At 67.8% G+C, this 25,468-nt stretch carries 24 protein-coding genes; 13 read left to right on the top strand and 11 right to left on the bottom strand.

The genetic code is table 11. The annotated features are described in order from the left end of the window. Positions 1-6: 6 nt before the first annotated feature. From METUNV1_RS11825 to METUNV1_RS11785, 9 genes are all read right to left on the bottom strand, one after another. Entirely contained in the window at positions 7-240 is a 234-nt protein-coding gene (locus METUNV1_RS11825; RefSeq protein WP_018230223.1) for a BolA family protein, read from the bottom strand. A gap of 2 nt (positions 241-242) precedes the next feature. Further along, the gene (locus METUNV1_RS11820) at positions 243-1,001 is read right to left on the bottom strand and encodes an ABC transporter permease (protein ID WP_008062000.1); all 759 of its coding nucleotides are present in this window, start codon (positions 999-1,001) and stop codon (positions 243-245) included. Next, a complete protein-coding gene (locus tag METUNV1_RS11815) occupies positions 1,001-1,915 on the bottom strand; it encodes an ABC transporter ATP-binding protein (protein WP_043359786.1) in 915 nt (304 codons plus the stop codon). The genes METUNV1_RS11820 and METUNV1_RS11815 overlap by 1 nt, the downstream gene beginning before the upstream one ends. A gap of 49 nt (positions 1,916-1,964) precedes the next feature. After that, positions 1,965-2,264: an STAS domain-containing protein gene (locus METUNV1_RS11810; RefSeq protein WP_008061998.1), complete on the bottom strand. Its 300-nt coding sequence runs from the start codon at positions 2,262-2,264 to the stop codon at positions 1,965-1,967. After that, positions 2,261-2,902: an MlaC/ttg2D family ABC transporter substrate-binding protein gene (locus METUNV1_RS11805; RefSeq protein ID WP_008061997.1), complete on the bottom strand. Its 642-nt coding sequence runs from the start codon at positions 2,900-2,902 to the stop codon at positions 2,261-2,263. The genes METUNV1_RS11810 and METUNV1_RS11805 overlap by 4 nt, the downstream gene beginning before the upstream one ends. Positions 2,903-2,988: 86 nt before the next feature. Continuing rightward, on the bottom strand, positions 2,989-3,867 hold the full coding sequence (locus METUNV1_RS11800) for an MlaA family lipoprotein (RefSeq protein ID WP_008061996.1): 879 nt from the start codon (positions 3,865-3,867) through the stop codon (positions 2,989-2,991). A gap of 32 nt (positions 3,868-3,899) precedes the next feature. After that, positions 3,900-4,376: an outer membrane lipid asymmetry maintenance protein MlaD gene (gene mlaD, locus METUNV1_RS11795; RefSeq protein WP_026188188.1), complete on the bottom strand. Its 477-nt coding sequence runs from the start codon at positions 4,374-4,376 to the stop codon at positions 3,900-3,902. Beyond that, on the bottom strand, positions 4,373-5,158 hold the full coding sequence (mlaE, locus tag METUNV1_RS11790) for a lipid asymmetry maintenance ABC transporter permease subunit MlaE (RefSeq protein ID WP_008061989.1): 786 nt from the start codon (positions 5,156-5,158) through the stop codon (positions 4,373-4,375). The genes mlaD and mlaE overlap by 4 nt, the downstream gene beginning before the upstream one ends. Further along, positions 5,155-5,976, bottom strand: a complete 822-nt coding sequence (locus METUNV1_RS11785) for an ABC transporter ATP-binding protein (RefSeq protein WP_008061987.1) — start codon at positions 5,974-5,976, stop codon at positions 5,155-5,157. The genes mlaE and METUNV1_RS11785 overlap by 4 nt, the downstream gene beginning before the upstream one ends. A 107-nt stretch (positions 5,977-6,083) precedes the next feature. Here METUNV1_RS11785 and METUNV1_RS11780 point away from each other — a divergent pair, with 107 nt between their 5' ends. The 12 genes from METUNV1_RS11780 (at position 6,084) to METUNV1_RS11725 (ending at position 20,678) form a co-directional block, all read left to right on the top strand. After that, positions 6,084-7,526, top strand: coding sequence for a sigma-54-dependent transcriptional regulator (locus METUNV1_RS11780; protein WP_043359863.1), 1,443 nt, complete (start codon positions 6,084-6,086; stop codon positions 7,524-7,526). A 1-nt stretch (position 7,527) separates the two neighbouring features. Further along, positions 7,528-8,970: an ExeA family protein gene (locus tag METUNV1_RS11775; RefSeq protein ID WP_008061984.1), complete on the top strand. Its 1,443-nt coding sequence runs from the start codon at positions 7,528-7,530 to the stop codon at positions 8,968-8,970. Between the two features lie 115 nt (positions 8,971-9,085). Next, positions 9,086-10,873, top strand: a complete 1,788-nt coding sequence (locus METUNV1_RS11770; RefSeq protein WP_043359783.1) for a pilus (MSHA type) biogenesis protein MshL — start codon at positions 9,086-9,088, stop codon at positions 10,871-10,873. Then, positions 10,870-12,162, top strand: a complete 1,293-nt coding sequence (locus tag METUNV1_RS11765) for a tetratricopeptide repeat protein (RefSeq protein WP_008061976.1) — start codon at positions 10,870-10,872, stop codon at positions 12,160-12,162. Before METUNV1_RS11770 ends, METUNV1_RS11765 begins: the two co-directional genes overlap by 4 nt. A gap of 4 nt (positions 12,163-12,166) precedes the next feature. After that, complete coding sequence (locus METUNV1_RS11760; protein ID WP_456299010.1) at positions 12,167-13,903, top strand: GspE/PulE family protein; 1,737 nt, start codon at positions 12,167-12,169, stop codon at positions 13,901-13,903. 2 nt (positions 13,904-13,905) lie between these two features. After that, complete coding sequence (locus METUNV1_RS11755) at positions 13,906-15,108, top strand: type II secretion system F family protein (RefSeq protein ID WP_008061971.1); 1,203 nt, start codon at positions 13,906-13,908, stop codon at positions 15,106-15,108. Further along, complete coding sequence (locus METUNV1_RS11750; protein WP_008061968.1) at positions 15,108-16,664, top strand: hypothetical protein; 1,557 nt, start codon at positions 15,108-15,110, stop codon at positions 16,662-16,664. The genes METUNV1_RS11755 and METUNV1_RS11750 overlap by 1 nt, the downstream gene beginning before the upstream one ends. Continuing rightward, the gene (locus tag METUNV1_RS11745; protein ID WP_008061966.1) at positions 16,661-17,263 is read left to right on the top strand and encodes a hypothetical protein; all 603 of its coding nucleotides are present in this window, start codon (positions 16,661-16,663) and stop codon (positions 17,261-17,263) included. The genes METUNV1_RS11750 and METUNV1_RS11745 overlap by 4 nt, the downstream gene beginning before the upstream one ends. Then, positions 17,260-17,715, top strand: a complete 456-nt coding sequence (locus METUNV1_RS11740) for a hypothetical protein (RefSeq protein ID WP_008061964.1) — start codon at positions 17,260-17,262, stop codon at positions 17,713-17,715. The genes METUNV1_RS11745 and METUNV1_RS11740 overlap by 4 nt, the downstream gene beginning before the upstream one ends. 544 nt (positions 17,716-18,259) lie before the next feature. Continuing rightward, entirely contained in the window at positions 18,260-18,643 is a 384-nt protein-coding gene (locus METUNV1_RS19995) for a hypothetical protein (RefSeq protein WP_008061962.1), read from the top strand. Positions 18,644-18,645: 2 nt separating this feature from the next. Continuing rightward, positions 18,646-19,359 carry a type II secretion system protein gene (locus METUNV1_RS11730; RefSeq protein ID WP_008061960.1) on the top strand — a complete coding sequence of 238 codons (714 nt, stop codon included), beginning with the start codon at positions 18,646-18,648 and terminating at the stop codon, positions 19,357-19,359. Then, positions 19,356-20,678 (top strand): adenylate/guanylate cyclase domain-containing protein, encoded by a 1,323-nt coding sequence (locus METUNV1_RS11725; protein WP_008061958.1) that lies wholly within the window; start codon positions 19,356-19,358, stop codon positions 20,676-20,678. The genes METUNV1_RS11730 and METUNV1_RS11725 overlap by 4 nt, the downstream gene beginning before the upstream one ends. A 354-nt stretch (positions 20,679-21,032) precedes the next feature. Here METUNV1_RS11725 and METUNV1_RS11720 read toward each other — a convergent pair whose 3' ends face one another. Together METUNV1_RS11720 and folE are read right to left on the bottom strand one after the other, a co-directional pair. Continuing rightward, positions 21,033-22,199, bottom strand: coding sequence for a porin (locus tag METUNV1_RS11720; RefSeq protein WP_008061955.1), 1,167 nt, complete (start codon positions 22,197-22,199; stop codon positions 21,033-21,035). Between the two features lie 648 nt (positions 22,200-22,847). Next, complete coding sequence (gene folE, locus METUNV1_RS11715; RefSeq protein WP_008061954.1) at positions 22,848-23,459, bottom strand: GTP cyclohydrolase I FolE; 612 nt, start codon at positions 23,457-23,459, stop codon at positions 22,848-22,850. A 326-nt stretch (positions 23,460-23,785) separates the two neighbouring features. Between folE and METUNV1_RS11710 the strand changes: the two genes are divergently transcribed. After that, positions 23,786-25,291, top strand: coding sequence for a DegQ family serine endoprotease (locus METUNV1_RS11710; protein WP_008061952.1), 1,506 nt, complete (start codon positions 23,786-23,788; stop codon positions 25,289-25,291). The last annotated feature ends 177 nt before the right edge of the window (positions 25,292-25,468 follow it).

Genomic DNA, 25,468 nt, shown 5'->3' with positions numbered 1-25,468 from the left:
GCGCGCTCAGGCCTTCCACTCGTCCGGCGTGAGCGTCTTCATCGACAGCGCGTGGATTTCCTCCCGCATGCGGTCGCCCAGCGCGGCATACACCAGCTGGTGACGGCGCACGCTGCGCAGGCCTTCGAAGGCCTGCGCCACCACGAGGGCCTCGAAATGATGACCGTCACCGACGACCGTGCAGTGGGTGCAGTCTATGCCTGCGGTGATGGATGCCTGGATGCTTTCGGGAGTGACCATGTTCAACTTCTCAGTTTGTAGCCGCGCGCCAGCATGTTCAGCGTAATGCCCGCAAGCACCGCGAAACTGCCGCCCGCGACCAGGGCGCTGACCCACGGCGATACGTCCGACTGGCCGAAGAAGCCATAGCGGAAGCCGTCGATCATGTAAAAGAAAGGGTTCAGGTGCGACACCGCCAGCCAGAAGTCCGGCAGCGTATGAATGGAGTAGAACACGCCGGACAGGAAGGTGAGCGGCATCACGATGAAATTCTGGAAAGCCGCCAGCTGGTCGAACTTGTCCGCCCAGATGCCGGCGATGATGCCCAGGCTGGCGAGCAGCGCGCCACCGAGCACCGCGAACAGCAGGATCCAGCCCGGATGCGCGTAAGGCAGGTCGACGAAGAACAGTGTGACCGCCCATACGCCGGCGCCCACCACCAGCCCGCGGATGACCGCGGCCAGCACGTAAGCGGCAAAGAACTCGCGATAGGAGATCGGCGGCAGCAGCACGAACACGATGTTGCCGGTCACCTTGGACTGGATGAGCGAGGACGAGCTGTTGGCGAAGGCATTCTGCAGCAGGCTCATCATGACCAGGCCAGGCACCAGGAAGGCGGTGTAGCTGACACCGCCATAAACCTCCACGGTACGGTCGAGCACGTGCGAGAACACCAGCAGGTAGAGCAGCGCGGTCAGCACCGGTGCGCCGACGGTCTGGAAACCCACCTTCCAGAAACGCAGCAGTTCCTTGTACAGCAGGGTACGCAGCGCCGGACTCATCAGGCGGCCTCCTGCATCATGGCGATGAACACGTCTTCGAGCGCCGGCTTGGCCAGTTCGATGTCGTCGAACAGCACGCCCTCGGCGTGCAGACGGGCCAGACAGGCGGCGACCTCGTCCGCGCTGTCCACGGTGAGCGCGATGCGACCATCCGGCGTGGCCCGCGCGCGGGCGCGCAGTTCGGGCGGCAGCGCAGCGCCCTGACCCAGCCGCAGCCGCAGCGTCTGCTGCATGCGCCGGGCGAGCAGATCGGCGGTGCGTTCGAGCGCGATCACCCGGCCCTGCTTGAGCATGGCGATGCGGCCGCACAGGCTTTCCGCCTCTTCAAGATAGTGGGTGGTGAGCACGATGGTGTGGCCCTGGCGGTTCAGGTCACGCACGAAAGCCCACAGCCCCTGGCGCAGTTCCACATCCACGCCGGCGGTCGGTTCGTCCAGCACGATGACCGGCGGGCGGTGCACCAGCGCCTGCGCCACCAGCACCCGTCGCTTCATGCCGCCGGACAGCGCGCGCATATTGCTGTCGGCCTTGGCGGTCAGATCCAGACGGGCGAGGATTTCGTCTATCCAGTCGTCGTTACCGCGCAGGCCGTAGTAGCCGGACTGGATGCGCAGGGTTTCCCGCACCGTAAAGAAGGGGTCGAACACCAGTTCCTGCGGCACCACGCCCAGATTGCGGCGCGCGGCGCGGTAATCGGCCACCGTGTCGTGGCCCATCACGCGGATGCTGCCGGCGTCCGGCCGGCTCAGGCCGGCCATGGCCGAGATCAGCGTGGTCTTGCCGGCACCGTTCGGGCCCAGCAGGCCGAAGAATTCGCCAGGCGCCACCTGCAGCGACACGTGGTCCAGCGCCTGCAGCGAACCGAACCGCTTGCAGACGCCTTCGATCAGCAAGGCAGGGGAAGAATCAGCCATCGGAAAACTTCGGCGGCGGTCCGGCAGGCCGGACCGCCGCGGTCATGCATCAGGATGCGACGGACGCCTCGGCGTCCAGACCGCAGAAGGAGGACACCTCGTACAGACGGGCCAGACTGGTCAGCCCCGCCGGAGCGCCGGTAACCGGCAGCGGGCCGCCCGGCCCGACACTGGCACGTTCCCAGGCCAGCAGTACCGCGATGGCCGACGAATCGACGTCATTCACGCCGGACAGGTCGATCGAGCGTGCGGACTTCAGCAGCGCCAGCCCCTTGTCCCGCAGCGCACCGGCTTCGGGCAGGCGCATGGCGCCGCTCACCCGCAGGACGTCACCCTCCAGCGCAATCATTTGGCAGCGGCGGCAGACGGTGCCGGCGTCGGGGCGGTCGAACTGTTCTTGGCGCGCAGCGCCTTGACCAGGCCATCCACACCGCCCGCGCGGATTTCAGCGGCGAAGGTTTCGCGGTAGTTGGTCACCAGGCTCACGCCGGCCACCATCACGTCATACACCTTCCAGCCGTTGTCCTGCTTCTCGAGCGCGTAATCGAGCGGAATCGGGCGACCGTTGGGCTGATTGATCTGGGTGCGCACGGTCACGTCGGTGTCGGCAGCGCCCATCTTGAACGGCTTGTAGTCGATGGTCTGGCTCTTGTAGCTGGTCAGCGCGTTCGAATAGGTGCGCACCAGCAGGGTACGGAACTCGTCGGTCAGCTGCTTCTTCTGTTCCGGCGTAGTGGCGCGCCATTCCTTGCCCAGCGCCAGCGCGGTCATGCGGGTGAAGTTGAAATGCGGCAGCACGCGGGTTTCCACCAGTTCGGCGGTCTTGTTCGCGTCGCCTGCCTTGATGGCAGGATCGGTACGCAGCGTGGTGAGCACCTCTTCGGTCACGTCCTTCACCAGCACGTCAGGCGCCTTGACCGCCGTCGCCTGCGCGAAGGCGCTCGCCGTGAAGGCGATCAACAGAAACTGGACACAGCGCTTGAACATATGAACTCCCAGAAAAGAAAGAGGCCTGTCGGAACGCGACAGGCCGTGGCGACCGCTGCGCCCGGACACGTCCGGGCGGGAATCGATCACTCTGCAGCGGGGGCTGCAGCTTCAGCCGGCTCCGGCGTTTCCAGAGCCTTAACGTCCAGCATGTCCGACTGGCCGACAAGCAGCAGGTTCCAGGTCGATTCGACCGGTTCGTTGCTGGTCAGGCTGTCGGCCGGCAGCGACGGCAGCGCGGCATCGTCTGCCTGACGCGGCGGATTGCCGTCGTAGATGGCGCTGCGACGGTGCTGCAGATAGGCGTCGCGCACATAGGCGTACTTGTCGAGCGCGGCCGCTTCCAGCGCGTCTTCTGCCTTCAGCAGGTCGGCGCGGGTATCGATGGCACGCAGCGCGATGGCGGTGTTGCGGTAGCCGCGATGCGCGTCGGCGTCACGAACCGGGTCGGTGTAGATGTCGGCCGCCAGACCCACGGTATCGCGCACCGTGCGCGGACCGAGGATGGGCAGCACCACGTAGGCGCCGTCGCCCACGCCCCAGCGGCCCAGGGTCTGGCCGAAATCTTCTTCGTGCTTTTCCAGGCCCATCGGCGTCGCCACATCGAACAGGCCGAGAATACCGACCGTGGAGTTGATCAGCACACGACCGGCATCGGACAGCGCGTCACCCGGCTTGCCCTGCAGCAGATTGTTCACGCTGGTCCAGATGTCGGCCAGGTTGCCGAAGAAGTTCGACACGCCGGTCTGCACCGGCTGCGGGGTCACGTAGTTGTAGCCCTGAGCCACCGGCTTGATGACCGCCTTGTCCACCGTCTCGTTGAACGAGAACATGGCACGGTTGTAGCCCTCGATCGGATCCTTCGGGTTGCCCGAGGTCGCACAGCCGGCCAGCACGGTGGCGGCGGCGGTCGCGGCGAGCACCGCGCGGAGGTTCATGTTCGACTGCTTGTTGGTCTTGGTCATCTGTCGGGCTTTCCGGCTACGCACGCTATTCATCACTGCTCGGGGGCTTTCGGGCTCTCGGCAGCCTTGTTGAACATGAACTGGCTGATCAGCTTTTCCAGCACCACCGCAGACTGGGTCTTGGTGATGGTGGCATCCGGCTTCAGCATTTCGGTGTCACCACCGACCTCGAAACCGATGTACTGCTCACCCAGCAGGCCCGAGGTCAGAATGGTTGCGAAGGTGTCGCGCGGGAAACTGTAGCGCTTGTCCACGTCCATTTTGACCACGGCGACATACAGATTCGGGTCAAAGGTGATTTCCGTCACCCGTCCGACGACTACGCCCGAACTTTTGACGGGCGCACGCGGTTTCAAGCCACCGATGTTATCAAAGTTGGCCTGGAGCCTGTATGTCTCCCCGATGTTAGCGGACGCAAGGTTGCCCACCTTTAGTGCCAGAAACAACACTGCCGCGACGCCGACTGCGACGAAAACACCGACCCAAAGGTCGAGAACGGTACGGTTCATCCATTGCCCCTGAACATGAAGGAGGTGAGCACGAAGTCCAGCGCCAGAATGGCCAGCGCGGAATTGACGACGGTGCGGGTGATCGCCCGCGACACGCCCTCGGCGGTGGGCGCCGAGTCATAGCCTTCGAATACCGCGATCAGCGCGACGGCAAAGCCGAACACCACGCTCTTGATCACGCCATTCACGATGTCGTAGCGGAAATCGACCGATGCCTGCATCTGAGACCAGAAGGCACCGTCATCCACGCCGATGAACACGACACCGATGAACCAGGCGCCGAATACGCCCATGGTCGAGAACAGCGCGGCCAGCAGCGGCATCGAGATCACGCCGCCCCAGAAGCGCGGCGCCACCACGCGGGCGATCGGGTCGACCGCCATCATGTCCATGGCCTTGAGCTGTTCGGTGGTCTTCATCAGGCCGATCTCGGCGGTCAGTGCGGAGCCGGCCCGGCTCGCGAACAGCAGGCCGGCCACCACCGGGCCCAGTTCACGCACCAGCGACAGCGCCACCAGAATGCCCAGCGCTTCGCTCGAGCCGTAGCGCTGCAGCGTTTCGTAGCCCTGCAGGCCCAGCACAAGACCGACGAAGAAGCCGGACACCAGAATGATGATGAGCGACAGCACCCCGGTCGAGAAAACCTCCCGGATGGTCAGCTGGAAACGTGCGAACGAGGTGCCGGAGCGGGCCAGGATGGCCAGGAAGAAGCGGGTCGCGAAGCCGAGGCGCCAGATGCCATCGACCGTGCGAGCCCCCATGGCGCGCAGCAGACGGGTCACGGACGGACCTCCATCAGGGTTTTCCGGTAGTCGTCGGACGGGAAGTGGAAGGGCAGCGGGCCATCGGTTTCTGCATTGACGAACTGCTTCACGAAGGGGTCGGTCGAGGCGCGGATTTCGTCCGGCGTACCCTGAGCCACCACCTTGCCGCCGGACAGGAAGTAGATGTAATCGACGATTTCCAGCGACTCGTGCACGTCGTGGGTCACCATGATGGAACTGGCGCCGAGCGCGTCGTTGAGCTTGCGGATGAGCTGACCGACCACCGCCAGCGAAATCGGGTCCAGACCGGCGAAAGGCTCGTCGTACATGATGAGCATCGGATCCAGCGCCACTGCGCGGGCCAGCGCCACACGGCGGGCCATGCCGCCGGACAGCTCGTTCGGCATCAGCTTGTGCGCGCCGCGCAGACCGACCGCGTGCAGCTTCATCAGCACCAGATCGCGGATCATGTCTTCCGGCAGATCGGTGTGTTCGCGCAGCGGGAAAGCCACGTTTTCGAACACGCTGAGGTCGGTAAACAGCGCGCCGAACTGGAACAGCATGCCGACACGGCGGCGCAGCCGGTACATGTCCCGCCGCGACAGCGAGGCCAGATCGTGTTCGGCCACGCGGATCTGGCCGCCGGTGGGTCGCAGCTGACCGCCGATCAGCCGCAGCAGCGTGGTTTTGCCACAGCCGCTGCCACCCATGATGGCCACGAGCTTGCCGCGCGGAATGCGCAGATTGATGCCGGACAGGATGGGCCGCTTGTCGTACGCGAAGTCGACGTTCGACACGTCAACCAGGATGTCTTCGGCCGGAAGGGGTGCGGACACGAGCGCGGAACGGTCTTGTGATAAAGGCGGCGGATTGTAGCAGATGCACTTCCGTCGTCCGGCGGGCGGAATCCACGGCTTCGCGCTGAGCTATGATGCCCGTGCCCATGCCGAATACCGCCCGAACCCCCGCTGCGCGCGCCCATGGCCGCCCTGGACTGCTCATCGTCGACGACGATCCGCTGATCGCCGACTCGCTGTCCTTCCTGCTCGAAGCGGATTTCGACGTGGTGAGCCACGCCTCCAGGCCGGCCGCGGTCGCCTGGCTGCGTGAACAGGCCACGGCGCCAGCGCTGGCGCTGATCGATCTCGGCCTGCCGCCCTGTCCGCATCGCCCGGATGAAGGCTACGCGCTGATCGCCGACCTGCTCGCCCATTCGCCGGACACCCGCATCGTCGTGCTGTCCGGCCAGGGCGAGGACACGGTCGCCCGTCATGCCCGCGCGCTGGGCGCCACCGAATTCGTCGCCAAGCCGGCCCAGCCGCAGGCGCTGAACGGCCTGCTGCGCCAGCTGGCGCAGACCCGCGCCGACGCCGCGCCCGCGCTGCCGGCACTGATCGGCGACAGCGAACAGATGGTGCGGCTGCGCGCCCAGATCGAACAGTACGCCGGCCTGCCCTACCCGGTGCTGATCGAGGGCGAGTCCGGCACCGGCAAGGACATCGTGGCCAACCGGCTGCATGCGGTGGTGGGCCGCACTCATCCTTTCCTCGCACTGAACTGCGCAGCGATCTCGCCCAGTCTGGTCGAGCCCACGCTGTTCGGCCACGCGCGCGGCGCCTTCACCGGCGCGCAGACCGCACGCGCCGGCTATTTCGAGGACGCGGCGCAGGGCACGCTGTTTCTGGACGAGATCGGCGAACTGCCGCTGGACCTGCAGGCCAAGCTGCTGCGGGTGCTGGAAAACGGCGAGTTCCAGCGGGTGGGCGAAACCCAGCTGCGGCGCTCGAGCGCCCGCATCATCGCCGCGACCAACCGCGACCTCGGCGCGGAAGTACGTGCCGGGCGCTTCCGCTCCGACCTGTATCACCGGCTCAGCGTATTCACCATCACCCTGCCGCCGCTGCGCGACATGGGCGACGACAGGCTGCGCCTGCTCGAACATTTCCGCGCGCAGTTCTGTGCCCAGCTGGGCCGTCCGCCCTTCGGGCTGGATGCGGCGGCGCGCGAGGCCTGGCTGGGCTACGACTTCCCGGGCAATGTGCGGGAACTGCGCAACATCGTGATCCGGCTGGCCACCAAGCATCCGGGCCGCGAAGTCGGCCGCGCCGATCTGCTGTCCGAATTCGATCCCACCGCCAGCAGCCAGGACGGCGGCAGCGCCGAAGCCGGCGAAGGCGATCTGGTAACGGTCGCCACCGGTCATCTGCGTGCCGGCGGTTTCCGGCTGGACGCCCGGCTGCACGAATGGGAATCCGCCTACATAGAAGCGGCCATGCGCATGGCGCGCGGCAACGTGAGCGCGGCCGCCCGCCTGCTCGGCATCGCGCGCACCACGCTGTATCACCGCATGGACGCGCAGGGTCGCGACGACGGCGCCGGCGACTGACATGTATCTCGACCACTTCGGCCTGCGCGAGCCGCCCTTCCTGATCACGCCGCACGCGGACTTCTTCTTCGGCGGCGCCAACCGCAGCGCGCTGCTCGACGCACTCGTGTACGCGCTGGGCCGGGAGGAAGGTCTGGTCAAGGTGAGTGGCGAGGTCGGCACCGGCAAGACCATGCTGGCGCGAGTACTGATGAACCGGCTGCCGGACAGCCTGCGCCCCATCTACCTGGCCGATCCGCTGATGGACCGCGCCGAACTGCTGGCGGTACTGGCGGACGAACTGGGCTGCACCGACCTCGCCGATGGCAGCCCGCACCGGCTGCTGCGCGCGGTGCAGGCCACGCTGGTGGCCGAATTCAGCGTCGGCCGCCAGATCGTGCTGCTGATCGACGAAGCGCACGCGATGCCGGCCGATACGCTGGAACAGATACGGCTGCTGTCCAATCTTGAATCCGAGCGGCACAAGCTGGTCAAGATCGCGCTGTTCGGCCAGCCCGAACTGGACGACCTGCTCGACCGCGCCGACATGCGGCAGCTGAAAGACCGCATCACCCAGCACTTCAGGCTGGATCCGCTGTCGCCGGCCGACGTCGCCACCTATATCGATTTCCGCATGCGCGCGGCCGGCTACCGCGGCCCGGCGGTGTTCGACGACGCCGCCACCGCCCGCATCGCCCGCGAATCCGGCGGGCTCACCCGCCGCATCAACGTGCTGGCGGACAAGGCCCTGCTGGCCGCTTTCGCCCGCGGCGCCCACGGCGTAAGCATCGCCGATGCCGAACGCGCGGTCGCCGACACCCGCACCCGGGCCGAGCCGGTACGCACCGCCGGCAGGCCGGCCTTCGTGCGTCCGGCGCTGTTCGTGCTGGCGGCCGCCGTCCTGCTGGGCCTGGGCATCGCGATCGGGCGGCTGCTGCCGGAAACCGCCTCGATGTCCGCCGCAGCCGGCAGCGCCAGCGCCGCCCCGGCGATGCCCGCACCGGCTTCACCGCAGGCGGCGCCCGCGGCAGCGGCACCCGCCGCCCCGGCTGCGGCCGCTCAGCCGGCAGACATGCCAACGGACGCGCAGTCGTCCGAACCCGCTCGCGACGGCGGCGCGCAGCAGGTTGCCGCCGGCGATCCGCTGGAAGCGCTGCTTGCGGGTAGCCGCGGCTGGACCACTTCGGCGCCGGCCGAGCGCTGGTTCATACAGCTCATGTCGGTACCGTCCGGCAAAGGGCCTTACGTGCTCGACTATGTGCGGCGGGCCAGCCGCGCGGTCGATCCGGCCCTGCTGCGCGCCTACCGCACCGAAACCCCTGCGGGCAGCCAGATCGCGGTGATCTACGGCGACTTTCCGGATCAGCGCAGCGCGCAGCAGGCGATCGGCGCGCTGCCGGAGTGGATTGCCGCGAGCCGGCCCATGGCCCGCTCGGTACGCAGCCTGCGCGGCGAGTCCAGCTGACCGGCGCCCGCTCATGCCAAAGTCATCATTAATGGAGCGTCATCTTGATCCGTGGCGGATTGCGCGTACCATCCGTCACCGAATACCGAACGCGCCCGCGCCCATGACCGCACCGATGCGTCCCGCCCAAGAAGAACGCCGCCTCGCCGGACACGCACTGCGTCCGCTGTTGCTCGCCAGCCTGCTGACAGCGGCCGGCGGCTGCGCGATGCACGCACCGCAACAGATGTCCGAAGGCCACGTGCTGGCCGACCGGATCCCCGCCAGACCGGCCGGTGACATTCCGCCGCCGGTCGCCCGACCGGTCGCACCGCCGCAGCCCCAGCCGCGGCACAAGACCGAAACCTACAGTGTGGTGGTGAATCAGGTGCCGGTGCGCGAACTGCTGTTCGCGCTGGCGCGCGACGCGCGGGTGAACGTGGACATCCATCCGGGCATCGAGGGCGCGGTTACGCTGAACGCCATCGACCAGACCCTGCCCCAGCTGCTCACCCGCATCGCCAATCAGGTGGACATGCGCTTCGAGCTGGATGGCCCCAATCTGGTGGTGATGCCGGACACGCCCTTCCTGCGCAGCTACCGGGTGGACTACGTGAACATGTCGCGCGACGTGAGCGGCGCGGTGTCGATCAACACCCAGATCGCCTCGACCACCTCGGCCGCGGTCACCAGTGCCGCCGGCGGGGCGACCGTAAGCACCACCAGCGGCGGCGCCGGCAACAGTTCCAGCACGCGCATCGACAACGTGGCGAAGAACCGCTTCTGGGAATCGCTGGAGCGCAACCTGCGCGACCTGCTGCGCGAAACCGACAAACTGCTGCCGGCCGACGGTGAAAGCGCCCCGGCAGCCGCGCCCGCCGCGACCCCGGTCGCCGGCGGCAGCGCGCAGCCGGCGCCGGTCGCCGAGCGCCGCACCACCTTTCGCGAAGCCGCTTCGGTCATCCTGAATCCGGAAACCGGCGTGATCAATGTGCGCGCCACCTCGCGCCAGCACGAGAAGGTGCAGGAATTCATCACCCAGGTCACCCGCATCGCGCGCCGCCAGGTCATGATCGAGGCGACCATCGCCGAAGTGCAGCTGACCGACAACTACCAGCAGGGCATAGACTGGCGCGCGCTGTCCATGGGTGGCCGGCGCGGCGGCGTCGACATGCAGCTGCTCACGTCGTCGACCGACTTCACCAGCAACAATCCGGTCGCCATCGGCCTCGGCCGCAACGGCACGCTGACCGACAGCATCAAGCTGCTGGAAACCTATGGCGACGTGAAAGTGCTGTCCAGCCCCAAGCTGTCGGTGCTGAACAACCAGACCGCGCTGCTCAAGGTGGTCAACAACATCGTCTACTTCGAAATCAAGTCGGACGTGGTCGCCAACACCAACCAGCAGGCGGTGCGCAGCTTCACCGCGACGCCGCGTTCGGTGTCGGTCGGCCTGGTGATGGCGGTGACGCCGCAGATCAGCGGAGACGGCTTCGTGCTGCTCAACGTGCGGCCGACCATTTCGCGCAAGGTCGGTGACGCGCAGGACCCGACGCCCGACCTCAGCGCCCCCAATCTGGTGCCGGTCATACAGACCCGCGAACTGGAATCGGTCATGCGCGTCGCCAGCGGCGAAACCGCGGTGCTGGGCGGCCTGATGCAGGACGAGATCAACTACCGCCGCGACAGCATTCCGGGCGTGTCGGCCCTGCCCATCCTCGGCCCGCTGCTGTCGGCCCGCAACGAAACATCGCGCAAGACCGAACTGGTGGTGCTCATCCGCCCGGTGGTGATCAACGACGCCAGTCTGGACGGCGACTACGCCCCGATCACCGGTGCGCTGCCCGGCCGCGACTTCCTCGCCCCGGCCTTCCCGCCCAACACCCTGCCGCCGCCCCGCCCCGCTCAGGAGCCAGCGCGGTGAGCCTGCTGCTGGAAGCGCTGAAGAAGGCCGAAGCGGCCAAGCGCCGCGAAGAAGAGGGCACGACCGAAGTCCGCGCGCCGGACGCACCGGCGCCGGCGCCGCGCATCACGCCGGCGCACGAACTCGAACTGATCGACGACGAGATCGCCCAGGCCGCCCGCTTTGCCGGACTGGACGTGCCGGAACCGGCCCCTGCGCCGGCGCCCGCCGCCGCGCCGGGTGCGGAAGCGGCCCGTCTGCTGTTCGAAGCCAAGCAGCCGCAGCCCTCGCGTTCGTCCTCTCTGGTCTGGCTGCTGGGTGGCGGCGCCGTGCTGCTGCTCGCGGTCGGTGCCTGGGTGGCGTGGCAGGTCAGGACGCTGGAAGGATCGGGCCAGACGGTGCAGCCCGCCCGCCAGCCGCCGCTCGCGCAGAACACGCCCGCCACGCCGGTCGGGACCGGCAGCGAAAACGCGGCGACGGTTGCCCCGCAACCCGCGGCCTCCGCGTCACCGGCCGCAGCACCGATCATCACAGCACCGGTCACCGCGGCGCCGGCACCCGTGCCGGGCACACAGGCGCCCTTAGCGCCGGCGGCGCTTCCGGCGACGCCTACCCTGGCCGCGGCCCCGGCCGAATCCTCGCGCTTCCTGTCCGGGCAGCTCAGTGCGCCCGCCGCTGCGCCGGCTCCCGCCCCGAGCGCACCGGCGGCGGCACCGATACGCATCACCCGCAACGCCCCTGTGGTGCCGCAGGACGTGGCCGACGGCTATGCCGCCTTCCAGGCCGGCGAATTCGACCGCGCCCGGCTGGCGTACGAGCGCGCACTGCGGGCCGATCCGCGCAACCCGGACGCGCTGCACGGTCTGGCCGCGCTGGCCCAGCGCAACAACGACGAAGCGCGCGCGCGGCAGCTGATGCGCCGCATCGCCGAAGTCGATCCGTCGGACACCGCGGCCCGTGTCGCGCTGAGCGATCACAGCGATCCGGCCACGCAGGAAGCACGGCTGCTGGACATCGCAGCGGCCCAGCCGAAATCGTCCGCGGCGGCACTGGCGCTGGGTTCGCTGTACGCCTCGCAAGGCCGCTGGCGCGAAGCGCAGCAGGCCTGGTTCAACGCCTACACGCTGGCGCCGGAACAGCCGGACAACGCCTACAACCTCGCGGTCAGCCTCGATCAGCTGCGCCAGCCGCGACTGGCCCTGCAGTACTACCGCGAAGCGCTGACGCTGCGCGACCGGCACGCGGCCAGTTTCGACGCCGAGGCGGTGGCCGTCCGGATCCAGGCGCTGCAGGCGCAGGATGGCCGGTGAAACCATGAACGCCCCGGGCACGCGGCCGCACAAGCCGCTGGGTCAGCTGCTGCTGTCGCAGGGCCTGATATCGGAAGACCAGCTGCGCATCGCGCTGCAGGAGCAGCAGCGGCAGAACCTGCCCATGGGCCGGCTGCTGGTGCAGCTCGGCTTCGTCAGCGAAGCCACGCTGCGCGACGCGCTCGGCGTCACGCTGGGCAAGCGCACGGTGGATCTCGCCCACGCGCTGATCGACCCGGACGCACTGCGCCTGGTGCCGCAGGCACTGGCCAAGCGCCACCGCCTGCTGCCGCTGAACTACGCGGCCAACGCCCGCCGCCTCACGGTGGCGGTGTCGGACGTGAACGACATCGTCGCGCTCGACCAGCTGCGTGCGCTGCTGCCGGAAGGCATCGAGCTGGATACGGTGCTGGCCGGCGAAACCGAACTGGCGCACGCGATCGACCAGGCCTACGGGCACGAACTGTCGATCGAGGGCATTCTCACCGAGCTGGAGACCGGCGAGGTCGACTACCGTGCGCTGGCCGCCTCGGCCGACGAATACAGCCAGCCGGTGGTGCGGCTGATCGACGCGCTGCTGACTGACGCGGTCAAGCGCGAAGCGTCCGACATCCACTTCGAGCCGGAAGCCGGCTTCCTGCGGGTGCGCTACCGCATCGACGGCCTGCTGAGGCAGATCCGCTCGCTGCACCGCTCCTACTGGCCGGCGATGGCGGTGCGCATCAAGGTGATGGCCGGCATGAACATCGCCGAAATGCGTGCGCCGCAGGACGGTCGCATTTCGCTCACCATCAGCGGCCGGCCGGTCGACTTCCGGGTGTCGTCGCAGCCCACGCTGCACGGCGAAAACATCGTGCTGCGCATTCTCGACCGCGCACGCGGCATCGTGCCGCTCGACGGTCTCGGGCTGGCCGACGCGCAGCTCGACCAGCTGAAACTGATGATCGCGCGGCCGGAAGGCATCATCCTCGCCACCGGTCCGACCGGCAGCGGCAAGACCACCACGCTGTATTCGGTGCTGAACCACATCAACACCGAAGGCGTGAACATCATGACGCTGGAGGACCCGGTCGAATACCCGATGGCGCTGATCCGCCAGACCTCGGTCGCCGAGTCGGTCAAGCTCGATTTCGCCAACGGCGTGCGCTCGATGATGCGGCAGGATCCGGACATCATCCTGGTCGGTGAAATCCGCGACGCCGACACCGCCGAAATGGCCTTCCGCGCGGCGATGACCGGCCACCAGGTGTATTCGACGCTGCACACCAATTCCGCGCTGGGCGCGATTCCGCGCCTGCTGGACATCGGCATCCTGCCGGACATCATGGCCGGCAACATCATCGGCGTGATCGCGCAGCGCCTGCTGCGCCGGCTGTGCGTGTACTGCCGCCGCGCCCGGCCGGCCGAGCCGCACGAAGTGCATCTGCTGGGCGTGCGGGAAGGCACGCCGCCGGACATCCACGACGCGGTCGGCTGCCCGGCCTGCGAATTCACCGGCTACCGTGGCCGGCTGGCGGTGATGGAACTGCTGCGCATGGATTCCGACCTCGACGAGCTGGTGGCCCGCCGCGCCACCGCGCGCGAACTGCGCAACGCCGCCCGCGCCAAGGGCTTCCGCACGCTGGCCGAGGACGGCCTGCGGCGCGTGCTCGAGGGCGCGACCTCGCTGGAAGAACTGGCGCGCGTGGTCGACCTGACCGAGCGCATGAGCCAGGGCGGACCCGACTGGTACGCGAGATAGCGGTGGCCATCTTTTCGTACAAGGCGATGAACGCGCAGGGCCGCATGGTGTTCGGCCGCATGGACGCGGCCAATCTGGTCGACCTCGAAATGCGCCTCAAGCGCATGCAGCTGGACTTCATCAACGGCCAGCCGATGAAGCACGCGCAGCCGCTGTTCGGCCACAGCCTGCCGCGCATCGAACTGATCAATTTCAGCTTCCATCTGGAACAGCTGGTGCGGTCCGGCGTGCCGCTGATCGAGGCGCTGACCGACCTGCGCGATTCGACCGACCACCCGCGCATGCGGGAAATCGTCGCCTCGCTGGTCGAAAGCATCGAGGGCGGCCGATCGCTGTCGCAGGCCATGGCGGAACACCCGGCGGCCTTCAGCAAGGTGTTCTGCGCGCTGGTGCGCGCCGGCGAACTGACCGGCAACCTGCCGGAAGTGCTGCGCGAACAGGTCGAGGCCTTCAAGTGGGAGGACGAACTGGTGTCGCAGACGCGCCGCCTGCTCACCTATCCGGCCATCGTCGGCAGCTTCCTGCTGTTCGTGATCGCGGTGCTCATGCTGGTGGTGGTGCCCGACCTCGCCCGCTTCTTCCGCAACACCGGGCTGGAACTGCCGCTGCAGACCCGCATCCTGATGGGTACCTCCGAATTCCTTCAGGCCTGGTGGCCGGCACTCATCGTGCTCGTCGTGGCCGCAGGCATCGGCGCGGCCACCGCCCTGCGCGTCAACCCGGCGCTGCGCCAGCGCCTGGACTGGATCAAGCTCAACCTGCCGGTGATCGGGCCCATCCTGCACAAGGTGGTGCTGTCGCGCTTCGCCAGCATGTTCGCGATGATGTATGGCGCCGGCATTCCCATCATCGACGCGGTGCGCACCTCGGAAGACGTGGTCGGCAACGCGGCGGTACGCGACGCGCTGATGCGCGCCGGCCTGCTGATCGGTCAGGGTCAGAACGTGACCGCCGCCTTCCAGAGCGTGGGCCTGTTTCCGCCGCTGGTGGTGCGCATGCTGCGGGTCGGCGAAAGCACCGGCGCACTCGACCGCGCACTGCGCGAGGTGTCCTACTTCTACACCCGCGACGTGCGCGAATCGATCGCCCGCGCGCAGGCGGCGATGGAGCCGGCGCTCACGCTGGTGCTGGGCCTGCTGCTGATGAGCGTGGCCTTCGCGGTGCTCGGCCCGGTGTACGACATGCTGACCAAACTGAGGATCTGATGCCGCGCCGCCACGTCCTCTATGTCGATGCCACCCACCTGGCCGCCTACGGATGGCGCGCCGGCGAGGTGACGCTGCGCGCGCGCTTCGCCAACGACGCCGACGGCCATGCGCAGTTCGCCGAATTCCTGCGCCAGCGTCGCGACAGCCTCTACCTGATGCTGTGCGACCTGGTGGACGAGGCCTTCGTCGCCGAGAACGTGCCCTACGTGACCGGTGCCGACCGGGCCGCGCTGATCCGCCGCAAGCTCGCGCAGCACTTCTTCGGCACGCCCTACACCTGCGCCCGCTCGCTGGGCCGCCAGCGCACCGGCCGGCGCGACGAACAGATGCTGTTCTGCGCACTGACCCGGCCGGCGGTGCTGGAGCCCTGGCTGAACGCGCTGCGTACCGCCGAAGTCGCGCTGAGCGGCATCCACAGCCTGCCGCTGGCGGGCGAAACGATACTCGAGCGCCTGCGCCTGACCGAAGGGCAGACCCTGCTGCTGGGCATCAGCCCGGCCGGCGTGCGGCAGAGCTTCTTCGAAGGCGGCCGGCTGCGCTTCTCCCGTCTGACGCCGCTGACCGCGCTGTCCAGCAACGACCTGCCGCGCGCCTGCGCCGAAGAGGCACGCCGGCTGCATCCCTATCTGCTCGGCCAGCGTCTGATTTCGCGCAGCGAGCCGCTCACGGTACGGGTGCTGGTACCGCCGGCACGGGTGGATGATTTCGCACTGGCCTGCCGTTCGAACGACGCGCTGCGTTTCGAACTGATAGACAGCAGCCAGACCGCCGCCCGTCTTGGCCTGCGTCCCGCTCCGCCGGATGCCGACAGCGAAACGCTGTTCGTGCAGGCACTGATGCGGCGCACGCCGGCCGAACAGTTCGCGCCCGCCGCCGAACGGCGCTTCCACCGCATCTGGCTCACCCGTTTCGCACTGCGCGCCGCAGGCTCGGTGGCCCTCGCCGCCTGTCTGCTGTACGCCACCCACAGCGCGCTCGACAGCCTGGAACTGCGGCAGGACACGCAGCGCCTCGCCGACGACACGCTGCGCGCCCAGCGTCAGCGACATGACATCATCCAGCGGCTGCCCCCGACCCCGGTGCCGCTGGACACGCTGCGCGCGGTGCACGAGCGCAGCCTGCAGATCGAACAGCGCAGCGCGCAGCCCGTTACGCTGCTGGCCGATCTCGGCCAGGTGCTGGACCAGGTACCGCAGGTGGCGCTGGACCGCCTCGAGTGGCGCATGGTGAGCGAGGCCGGCGGCAACGGTGCGTCCGCGGTCGGCGGGGTGACCGCCGGGGCCGGCAACGGTGGCGGCATGCGGGCAGACCTGGTGATGCAGGCGCATCTGCCGCAGGAATTCGGCAGCCAGCAGCGACGCGCGCTGGAGGTGGTGGATACCCTGGGCGCCCTGCTGCGCGCCCGCCCGGGGGTGCAGGTGCAGGTGCTGCGGCAGCCCTTCGATCTGGAATCCGGTCAGGTGCTGCGCGGCGGCACCCGCGCAGAACAGCTCGACGCCGGCAGCCCGCCGCCGTTCTCGCTGCGCATCAGCCGGACGGTGAACCCGTCATGAAGCGCGAAGACCTGCGCAAGGCCGGCGGCAGCGCACTGCTCGCGCTCGCGATGGCGCTGGCCGGTGGCGCGGCCATCTGGGCCAGCAACGAACTGGCGACCGAAGTGCGCCAGTCGCACGCCCAGGCCCAGTCGGGCCGCGATGCGGCGCAGCGCGCGCTGTCGGCGGCGCGGGCGGAAGAAGCCGAAATCGCCGCCAAGATCGACCGCTTCCGCCATCTGGTCGAGCGCGGTGCGGTCGGACCGGAACAGCGTCTGGCCTGGGTCGAGCTGATCCGCGACGCGCGCGCCCGCCACGGGCTCGGTGCGGTCGATTACGAATTCTCGCCGCAGCGCCCGCTGGACCCGGCGCTGGCACCGGCGGACACCGGCCAGCTCGAGGCAACCAGCAGCGCGCTGCGCATCCGCATGCCGCTGCTGCACGAAGGTCAGCTGGTGGCTCTGCTGGACGATCTGGTGCGGCACGCTTCGGCCCTGGTGCGGGTACGCGAATGCACCCTCAGCCGCGCCGCCACCGCAGCGCCGGGCGGTGAACAGCTGAATGCGGACTGCCTGCTGGACTGGATCACCTTCAGGCCCCGCAGCGGAGGTCCGGCATGAAGCGCCTCTCGATCGCGTGCGCACTCGGGCTGTTCTGCGCAGGTGCCGGCGCAGAGATGCCGGCGGCCGCGGGCACGACCGTCACTGCGCCCGCTCAGCCGGCACGACTGGGCCGCCTGTTCTACAGCGAGGAGGAACGCAGCCGGCTGGAAGACCGACGCAATGCCACGGTCGCCGCTCAGGATATTCCCCGCACCGTGGGCGACCTGAAACTGGATGGCGTGGTCACCCGCTCGTCCGGCCGCAGCACCTGGTTCATCAATGGCACGGCGGCGGATGCCGACGCGCTGTCCCGTCTGCCGGGCCGGGCGGAACACGGCGGACTTCAGCTGCAGGGCGCGGACGGACGGACGCTGCGTCTGAAGCCGGGCGAACGCGCCGCCATTTCGGAAGGCGGCCACGCCAGCGCCGAAGGCCCGGTCATCGACATCCGTCCGGGGCGGTCGCGGTGAAACGCATGCCGCAGCGCCAGCGGGGCGCCGCCCTCATCCTGGCCGTGGTGCTGCTCGGCCTGCTCGCGCTCACCACGCTGAGCCGCGCGCTGTCGGCCCCCCGGGGGTCGCCGAAACGCTGGCCACCGAACGGGCACTGGCGCGCGCCCGCGACGCGCTGGTCGGCTATGCCGCGCTCGGCAACAGCGAAGGCAGTCAGGCCAATTCGCCTGGCGCCCTGCCCTGCCCGGACCTCGACAACGACGGCGCGGCCGATTTCAGCTGTGCCGGCCACATCGGCCGCCTGCCCTGGCGCACGCTGGGCCTCGGACGAACGACGGACGGCAGCGGCGAATGTCTGTGGTACGCGCGCAGCCCGACCTACAGCAACAACATCCCAACCAGCACCCGCGGCACGTCGCCGGACCGGCCGGCGCTGAATCCGGCCACACCTGGCGAAATCGTCGAGGTCGGCAGCACCGGACCGAGCGGGCGTCTGCTGGCGGCCGCGGTATTCGCGCCAGGCCATGCGCAGGGGGGCCAACTGCGCGGGGCGGCCGACGCGGTGTCCGGCTGCCGCGGTGGCAGCATCGGCCAGTTCCTCGAAGACGTCGCGGTCGCCGGCACCGACCGACCGCACACCGGCGGCCTGAACGCCGTCAGCCTGCCGCCGGATGCCGGTTTCAACGACCGGGTGATCGCGCTCGATACGCCCCGCCTGTTCGTCACCGCCAGCACCCGCGTGCTGGCCGAGCTGCGACCGCAGACGGTGCCCGACGACGGCACCCGCAACGCCGACGGCACGCCGGTGGCCGAATGGTGGACACGCAACCAGTGGTGCAGCCGTCTTTGCATGCAGGGCAGTGACGCGCGCATCACGCTGAGCGACGGTCGCCTCATCGCGCGCACACTGGCCGTGCTGCCGGACTGCGCCCTGCCCTGTTCCTGAACATGAAAAAGCATCGAGGATTCACGCTGATCGAAATCGCGGTGGCACTCACCATCATCGCGCTGCTCAGCATCGGCGCCATCAGCGCGCTGCAGATGGCCATGCTGCGCACCCGCATCGCCGAAACCCGCGAAGCGCTGCAGGCCGCACGCGAAGCCGTCACTGCCTATGCGGTGGCCAACCGCTCGCTGCCCTGCCCGGCGGCTTCGAGCGCAGACGGGCTGGAACAGAGCCGCAGCGGCGGCAGCTGCACCACCAGCCGTGGCCTGCTGCCCTGGACCACGCTGGGCGTACGCGGACTCGACGGCTGGGGCAATCGCATCGGCTACATGGTGTCGCCGGCGCTGGTGAAGGCGCCCGCCGACCGCATCCGGCTGGACAGCGCAGGCGACATCCAGATCTGGCTGCGCGACGCCGCGGGCAACGAGGTCAGCGCCGCCACCACGTCGGCGGTGGCTTTCGCGCTGTGGTCACATGGCGAGAACGGCCGGGGTGCAACCACGTCGGCCGGCACCGTGGTGGCCGACGACTCGGCCACCAACAGTGACGAGGACGCCAACAGCTCGCAGCCGGACGGCACCGCACCGCGCCGCCTCTACGCCCGCGAAGGCAGCACCAGCAGCGCCACGGCAGGCGGCGAGTTCGACGACATGGTGGAATGGGAGTCGCGCTTCGTGCTGTTCGGACGCATGATCACCGCAGGACAGCTGCCATGACCCCTTCCACCGCCCCCGTCTCGTTGCTCGCCCGCCTGCGCAGCGGCGGCATCCGGCCCGAAGACAGCGCGGACGAGCGGCTGAACAAGTCACTGCTGGTGCTGGCGACTGGCCTGGTGTGCGTCGCGTCGACGCTCTGGCTGGCGGTCTACTGGAGCCTCGGTCCGCGGCTGTCGGCCACACTGCCCTTCGTCTACCAGCTGCTGCTGGCCGGCAATCTGGCCTTCTTTCTTTACCGCGGCAATTTCAGAAGCTTCCGCGTCACCCAGCTCGGGCTGTTCCTGTTCGCACCGTTTGCCGCGCAATGGGCCATCGGCAATTTCATTACCGCCAGCGGCATCCTGCTGTGGGGGCTGCTGGCTCCGATCGGCGCCATCCTGTGCATCGGTGCGCGCGAATCGCTGGCCTGGTTCTTCGCCTACGCCTTCCTGGTGACCCTGACCGGTTTCTTCGATTACTACCTGGCGGACGCCGCAACCTACCGCAACGCGCTGGTACCGGTCGAAACCAGCGTCGTGTTCTTCGCGCTCAACTTCCTGGCGGTGTCCAGCATCGTGTTCATGCTGCTGCGCTTCGCGATCGAGCAGAAGCAGATCATCGCCCGCCGGCTGGCGGAAGCTCACGCGCTGCTGGAGCAGGAACAGGCGCGATCGGAACGGCTGCTGCTGAACATCCTGCCCGGCCCGGTCGCACGCCGGCTCAAGGAAAACGAGAAGAACATCGCCGACGGCTTCGCCGACGTCAGCGTCATGTTCGCCGACATCGTCAATTTCACCCAGGTCGCGGCCGGCATGACGCCAGCCCAGGTGTTCTCGATGCTGAACCGCGTGTTCTCACGCTTCGACGAGCAGGCGGAAGCGCGCGGACTCGAGAAGATCAAGACCATCGGCGACGCCTACATGGTGGCCGGCGGACTGAATTCGGACAACGCCGACTACACCGCCGCCATCGCGGACCTGGCCCTGGAAATGCGCGACTGGCTGCGCAACCAGACCACCGGCACCGGCGTTCTGCTGGATCTGCGCATCGGCATCGGCACCGGTCCGGTCGTGGCCGGCGTGGTCGGCAAGAAAAAGTTCATCTACGACCTGTGGGGCGACACCGTCAATCTGGCCAGCCGCATCACCACCGAAGGCGTGCCCGGCATGGTGCAGGTCGACACCGCCACCTATCTGCGCCTGCGCAGCCGCTACGACTTCCACCCGCCGCAGACGCTCTATCTGAAGGGCAAGGGCGATACCGTGGTGTACCGCCTCATCGGTCGCCGCGCGGACGAGGACGTCATCAGCACCACGGAACTGGACATCGTGCTCGACTGAGCGCCCGGTCCTTCGTCAGAGCTGCCGCGCAGCGCAGCGCTGCGCTCCGTCCTGCGCTGAGCCCGCCTTGCACCCTGCGACCATTCGCCATCCCGTCCGGCGGGCGGCCGCATCGCGCCCCTTCCCCATTCGGCTATCCCCGCTCATCGGCATGGGGACTGCGCAGGCCACTCGGGCGGATCCGCCCCTATTGCCCTCGCGCATCGACGACCGTCTGGAAAGATGTCCTGCCTTCAGCAACCTTCGGCGCCATGGCGCAACGAGGCAGAAGCACTCGGTCGAATCCGGCGCCGGAAATGAAAAACGGGCGCCCGAAGGCGCCCGTTTGAGCACGACTTTCTGATCGGAAACCGATTAGAAGGTGTGGGCCAGACCGATGTTGAAACCGGAATCGCCGTACGCTTGGTTCGGGGTGTTGCCCGGGTTACCAGCGTTACCCGTTGCAGCCGGATAGGTCGCGCCAGCAGCGTTCTTCGAGATACCGCAAGCCAGACCGGCGACGTTGCTGTCGCTGCTAATCTTTGCGTAGGTGGCGTAAGCAGTGGTGCGCTTCGAGAAAGCGTACTCGCCGCCGAAGCCCCACTTGCTGCAATCCGCGTCCGCAACGCGATCATTGTTCGCCTTGACGTACGAAGCCTTCAGCGTGATGTTCGACGTGACCGGAGCCGAAACACCGATCAGCCAGCCGTCGCCGTCCGAAACAGCCTTGGACGCATTGTCATCACCTTGGGTCTTTTCGTAGTAAGCCGACAGCTTGGCCACACCGAAATCGTAGCTGGCGCCAGCTACGTACAGATCGAATTCGAGATCGCGACCACCAGCACCTGCGCGCTTGATCTGCAGATTTTCGTAGTCGAGAGTGAAGCTCAGCGGACCATTGTTGTACAGAGCAGCAATCGCGTACAGGGGGGTATCGCCCGTATCAACGCGGCCATTCGCCGGAGCCAGCGCGCCGGCTTCCGACAGCAGCGAGGTGGTGTAGGCGCCCAGGAACTTCAGGCCGGGGGCCAGTTCCGGGGTGATGTACACGATGGCGTTGTCTGCACGGTCGGCCTGGCCGAGACCCGAGGTCACGCCGAACAGCGAACCGGCGTTGGCAACGGTCTGGTTCTTGAACGGGTCGTACTGACCGACGAAGGAGTAGCGGGCGCCATCAACACGGCCGCCGATCACGGTACCGAAAGCACCTTCCAGACCGACCCAGCTGTGACGGTTGGTGGTGGTGCCGAACGAGGTGCCGCTGTCGCCGGAGAAGCCGAATTCAAATTCGTAGATGGCCTTCAGACCGTTGCCCAGGTCTTCGTTGCCACGGAAACCGAAGCGGTTGGTGCCGCCGATACCGTCTTCGAAGTCGTTGAGGCGATCACGACGACCATTTTGGGTCGGGCCACCATTATCACCACCACGCGACATGAAGCCGTAGTCGATACGACCGTAGATGGTCACGTTGGAAGCTTCGGCCATGACGGCGGCCGGGGCGAGCGCTGCGGCGATGGCAGCGGCAAGCAGTTTCTTGGACATTACGCAAATCTCCTCTTGCGATGATAGTGGGTGCCCGGATCGTATTCAACCGCGAGGCTGTTGCACTGCCGGGCTACACACCTTCGAGCTTCAGAAGGTGTGCCGGACTGTACCGAAGCAGCAAAGTCCGCCGCAAGCCATGCGTCAAATTACGTAGCCGGCCCGTCGTGGCCTTGTGGTTTTTGCGCAACAGCCTGCCGTGAGGACGCCGCGCAAGGATGAATCGTGAAGGCCTCCGTTGTCCGAGAAGGCGCGGAGCCGAGCGCCGGCCCGGTTCGGGCCCAAAAGGCGCAGGACACCCATCCGCCGACGTACTTGTAGCCCGGCAGTACAACAGCCTCGCGCCGTCACGCCCCCCCGGGCATCAAGCGCATCGCAGGTCCTTTAAGGCTTCCGGGGCGTACTCAGCGCCCACCCGTTTCCCGGTGGGCGAAGCCCATACTCAAGGCATCGTGAAAACGGGTGGCAAGAGGTCCCCGCGATCATTCGAAACCAGCCGCTTCCATGCTGACCTATCGAGACGGCACACCTCGCGCGGCTATCGCTTCAGGGAGCGCGGTCGGCCAGACCGGCATGATCGACCGAGCGGGCACAAAAAAGCCCGGAACATGTCCGGGCTTTCTGGTTGCAGGCGGACTGCAGCGGCGCTCAGACGCCGCAGCTGCCGCTGCCCCCGGAACGACCGATCAGGTCGAAGAACTCGCGGCGGGTACGAGCGTCCTCGCGGAAGGCGCCCAGCATGCGGCTGGTCACCATGGCCACGCCCGGCTTGTGCACACCGCGCGTGGTCATGCACTCATGGGCGGCTTCGATCACCACCGCCACACCGCGCGGCTGCAGCACCTCGTACAGCGCATCGGCCACCTGCACCGTCATCTTTTCCTGGATCTGCAGGCGCTTGGCGAACACTTCGACCAGCCGCGCCAGCTTGGAGATGCCGACCACGCGGCGGTCCGGCAGGTAGGCGACGTGGGCGGTGCCGATGATGGGCACCATGTGGTGCTCGCAGTGGCTTTCGAAGCGGATGCCGGTCAGCGCGATCACTTCGTCGTAGCCCTCGACTTCCTCGAAGGTGCGCGACAGCACATCGCGCGGATCTTCGGCATAGCCGGCGAAGAATTCCTCATACGCCTTCACGACGCGTTTGGGCGTATCGATCAGGCCTTCACGGGTCGGGTCGTCCCCGGTCCAGCGGATCAGGGTGCGGACGGCCGCCTCGGCTTCTTCACGGGTCGGACGCGCGGTGTCAGTGCTCTTCATGTTCTTCCTGTACTTATATATATGAGGTCGGCGGACAGGGCGTCTGTCCACCCGGCATGCGCGGGGATCGGACCGGACCGTTCATGGTGGCGGCGGGTCGCGCGCTTTTCAAGGGGCTTGAGCAGACTGTGACCCTTGATTCGGCGTTTTTGCTCCCCAGATTGAGCACAGTTGTCGAGTACCCCTGCCCGCAGCAGGGATTGTTTCCGGATGCAAGAGGCCGGAACGGCCTTCAGGCGGGCCGGCTCCATTGTTCGCCCACAAGTTGCGCCGACTGTTCCGCACTGTTGTCAGGCGCGCAAACACACGTCAGGAGAGGACATTCGATGAAGATCAAGCTGTCTCGTACCGCTCTCGCAGCGCTGACCGCCACCGCGTTCGGCCTCGGCGCCACCGCGACGACAGTGGACTGGCTGCGCTCGGCCGAAGCGGCGCCCCAGTCCAAGCCGGCGACCCAGGTCGCCCAGGCGGCGCCGGCGCCCACGGCGCTCACCAGCGCGCCGCTGGTCACCGGTCTGCCCGATTTCAGCACCCTGGTCGAACAGACCTCGCCTTCGGTGGTGAATATCAGCGTGGTCGGCAAGGTGCCGCAGCGCGCAGCGATGAATCCGAATGATCCGATGTTCGAATTCTTCCGCCGCTTCGGCATCCCGGTACCGCAGAACCCGCAACGCGGCGGCGGCGGTGATGCACCGGCCCCGCGCGGCATCGGCTCCGGCTTCGTCATCAGCCCGGATGGCTACATCCTGACCAATGCCCACGTGGTCGCCGAGGCGGCTGAAGTGACGGTGAAATTCACCGACAAGCGCGAGTACAAGGCCAAGGTGATCGGCAGCGACAAGCGCACCGACGTGGCGCTGATCAAGATCGAAGCAAAGAACCTCCCGGCGGTGAAGCTGGGCAATGCCGAAAACACCCGGGTCGGCGAATGGGTGGCGGCCATTGGCGCCCCCTTCGGTTTCGAGAACACGGTGACCGCCGGCATCGTCAGCGCCAAGTCGCGCGCGCTGCCGGACGAATCGCTGGTGCCTTTCATCCAGACAGACGTGGCGATCAACCCGGGCAATTCCGGTGGCCCTCTGTTCAACCTCAATGGCGAGGTGATCGGCATCAATTCCCAGATCTATTCGCGCACCGGCGGCTTCATGGGCCTGTCGTTCGCGATCCCGATCGATGTCGCGATGCGGGTGGCGGACCAGATCAAGCTTTACGGCCGCGCCAAGCATGCGCGCCTCGGTGTGAGCATCCAGCCGATCAACCGCGAACTGGCGGACAGCTTCGGGCTGGACCGCGCGCGCGGCGCACTGGTGGCCAATGTCGACCAGGGCGGGCCGGCGGACAAGGCCGGTCTGCAGGCCGGCGACGTCATCCTGTCGGTCGACGGGCGCGAGGTGTCCGACTCCTTCGATCTGCCCAAGGTGATCGGCAATCTGGCGCCGGGCAAGACGGTGAAGATGAAGGTGTGGCGCCAGGGCGCGGAACGCGAACTGAGCGCGACGCTGGGCGAGCAGTCGGACAGCGAACTGGTGGCGCAGGGCGACGGCAGCCGCGACAGCAGCCCGCTGCGTGACCGCCTCGGTCTCGCGGTGCGACCGCTGACCGGCGCCGAAGCGCAGCAGCTGGGCGTGAATCGCGGCGTACTGGTGGCGGACGCCGGCGGTGCGGCGGCACAGGCCGGCATCCAGCCGGGTGACGCGATTCTTGCGGTCAACGGTCAGCCGGTGGGCAGCGCGGAAGAACTGGCGCGCCTGGTCGAGAAGGCCAAGGGCCGGGTGGCGCTGCTGATACAGCGCGGCGACAACCGGCTGTTCGTGCCGATCCGGATAGGCTGACCGCCTGACCTGGCGCATGCAGGTGAGCGATGTCCGCTGGACGGCGGATGTCGTTCACCGCGCCTTCCGCAGCGCACGGTCTTCGCAGCACGCGACGCAGACCGTAAAGACGGCCGCGAACCGGCCGCCCTCCCCCCCCCATTCTCGCTGAGCTCGCTGAGCTCGCTGAGGCAGCCG

Source organism: Methyloversatilis universalis FAM5 (genome assembly GCF_000214035.2).
GTDB classification, from domain to species: Bacteria; Pseudomonadota; Gammaproteobacteria; order Burkholderiales; family Rhodocyclaceae; genus Methyloversatilis; species Methyloversatilis universalis.
Note: the sequence above shows the minus strand (reverse complement) of the source record. Positions and strands in the feature narration are given on the sequence as shown.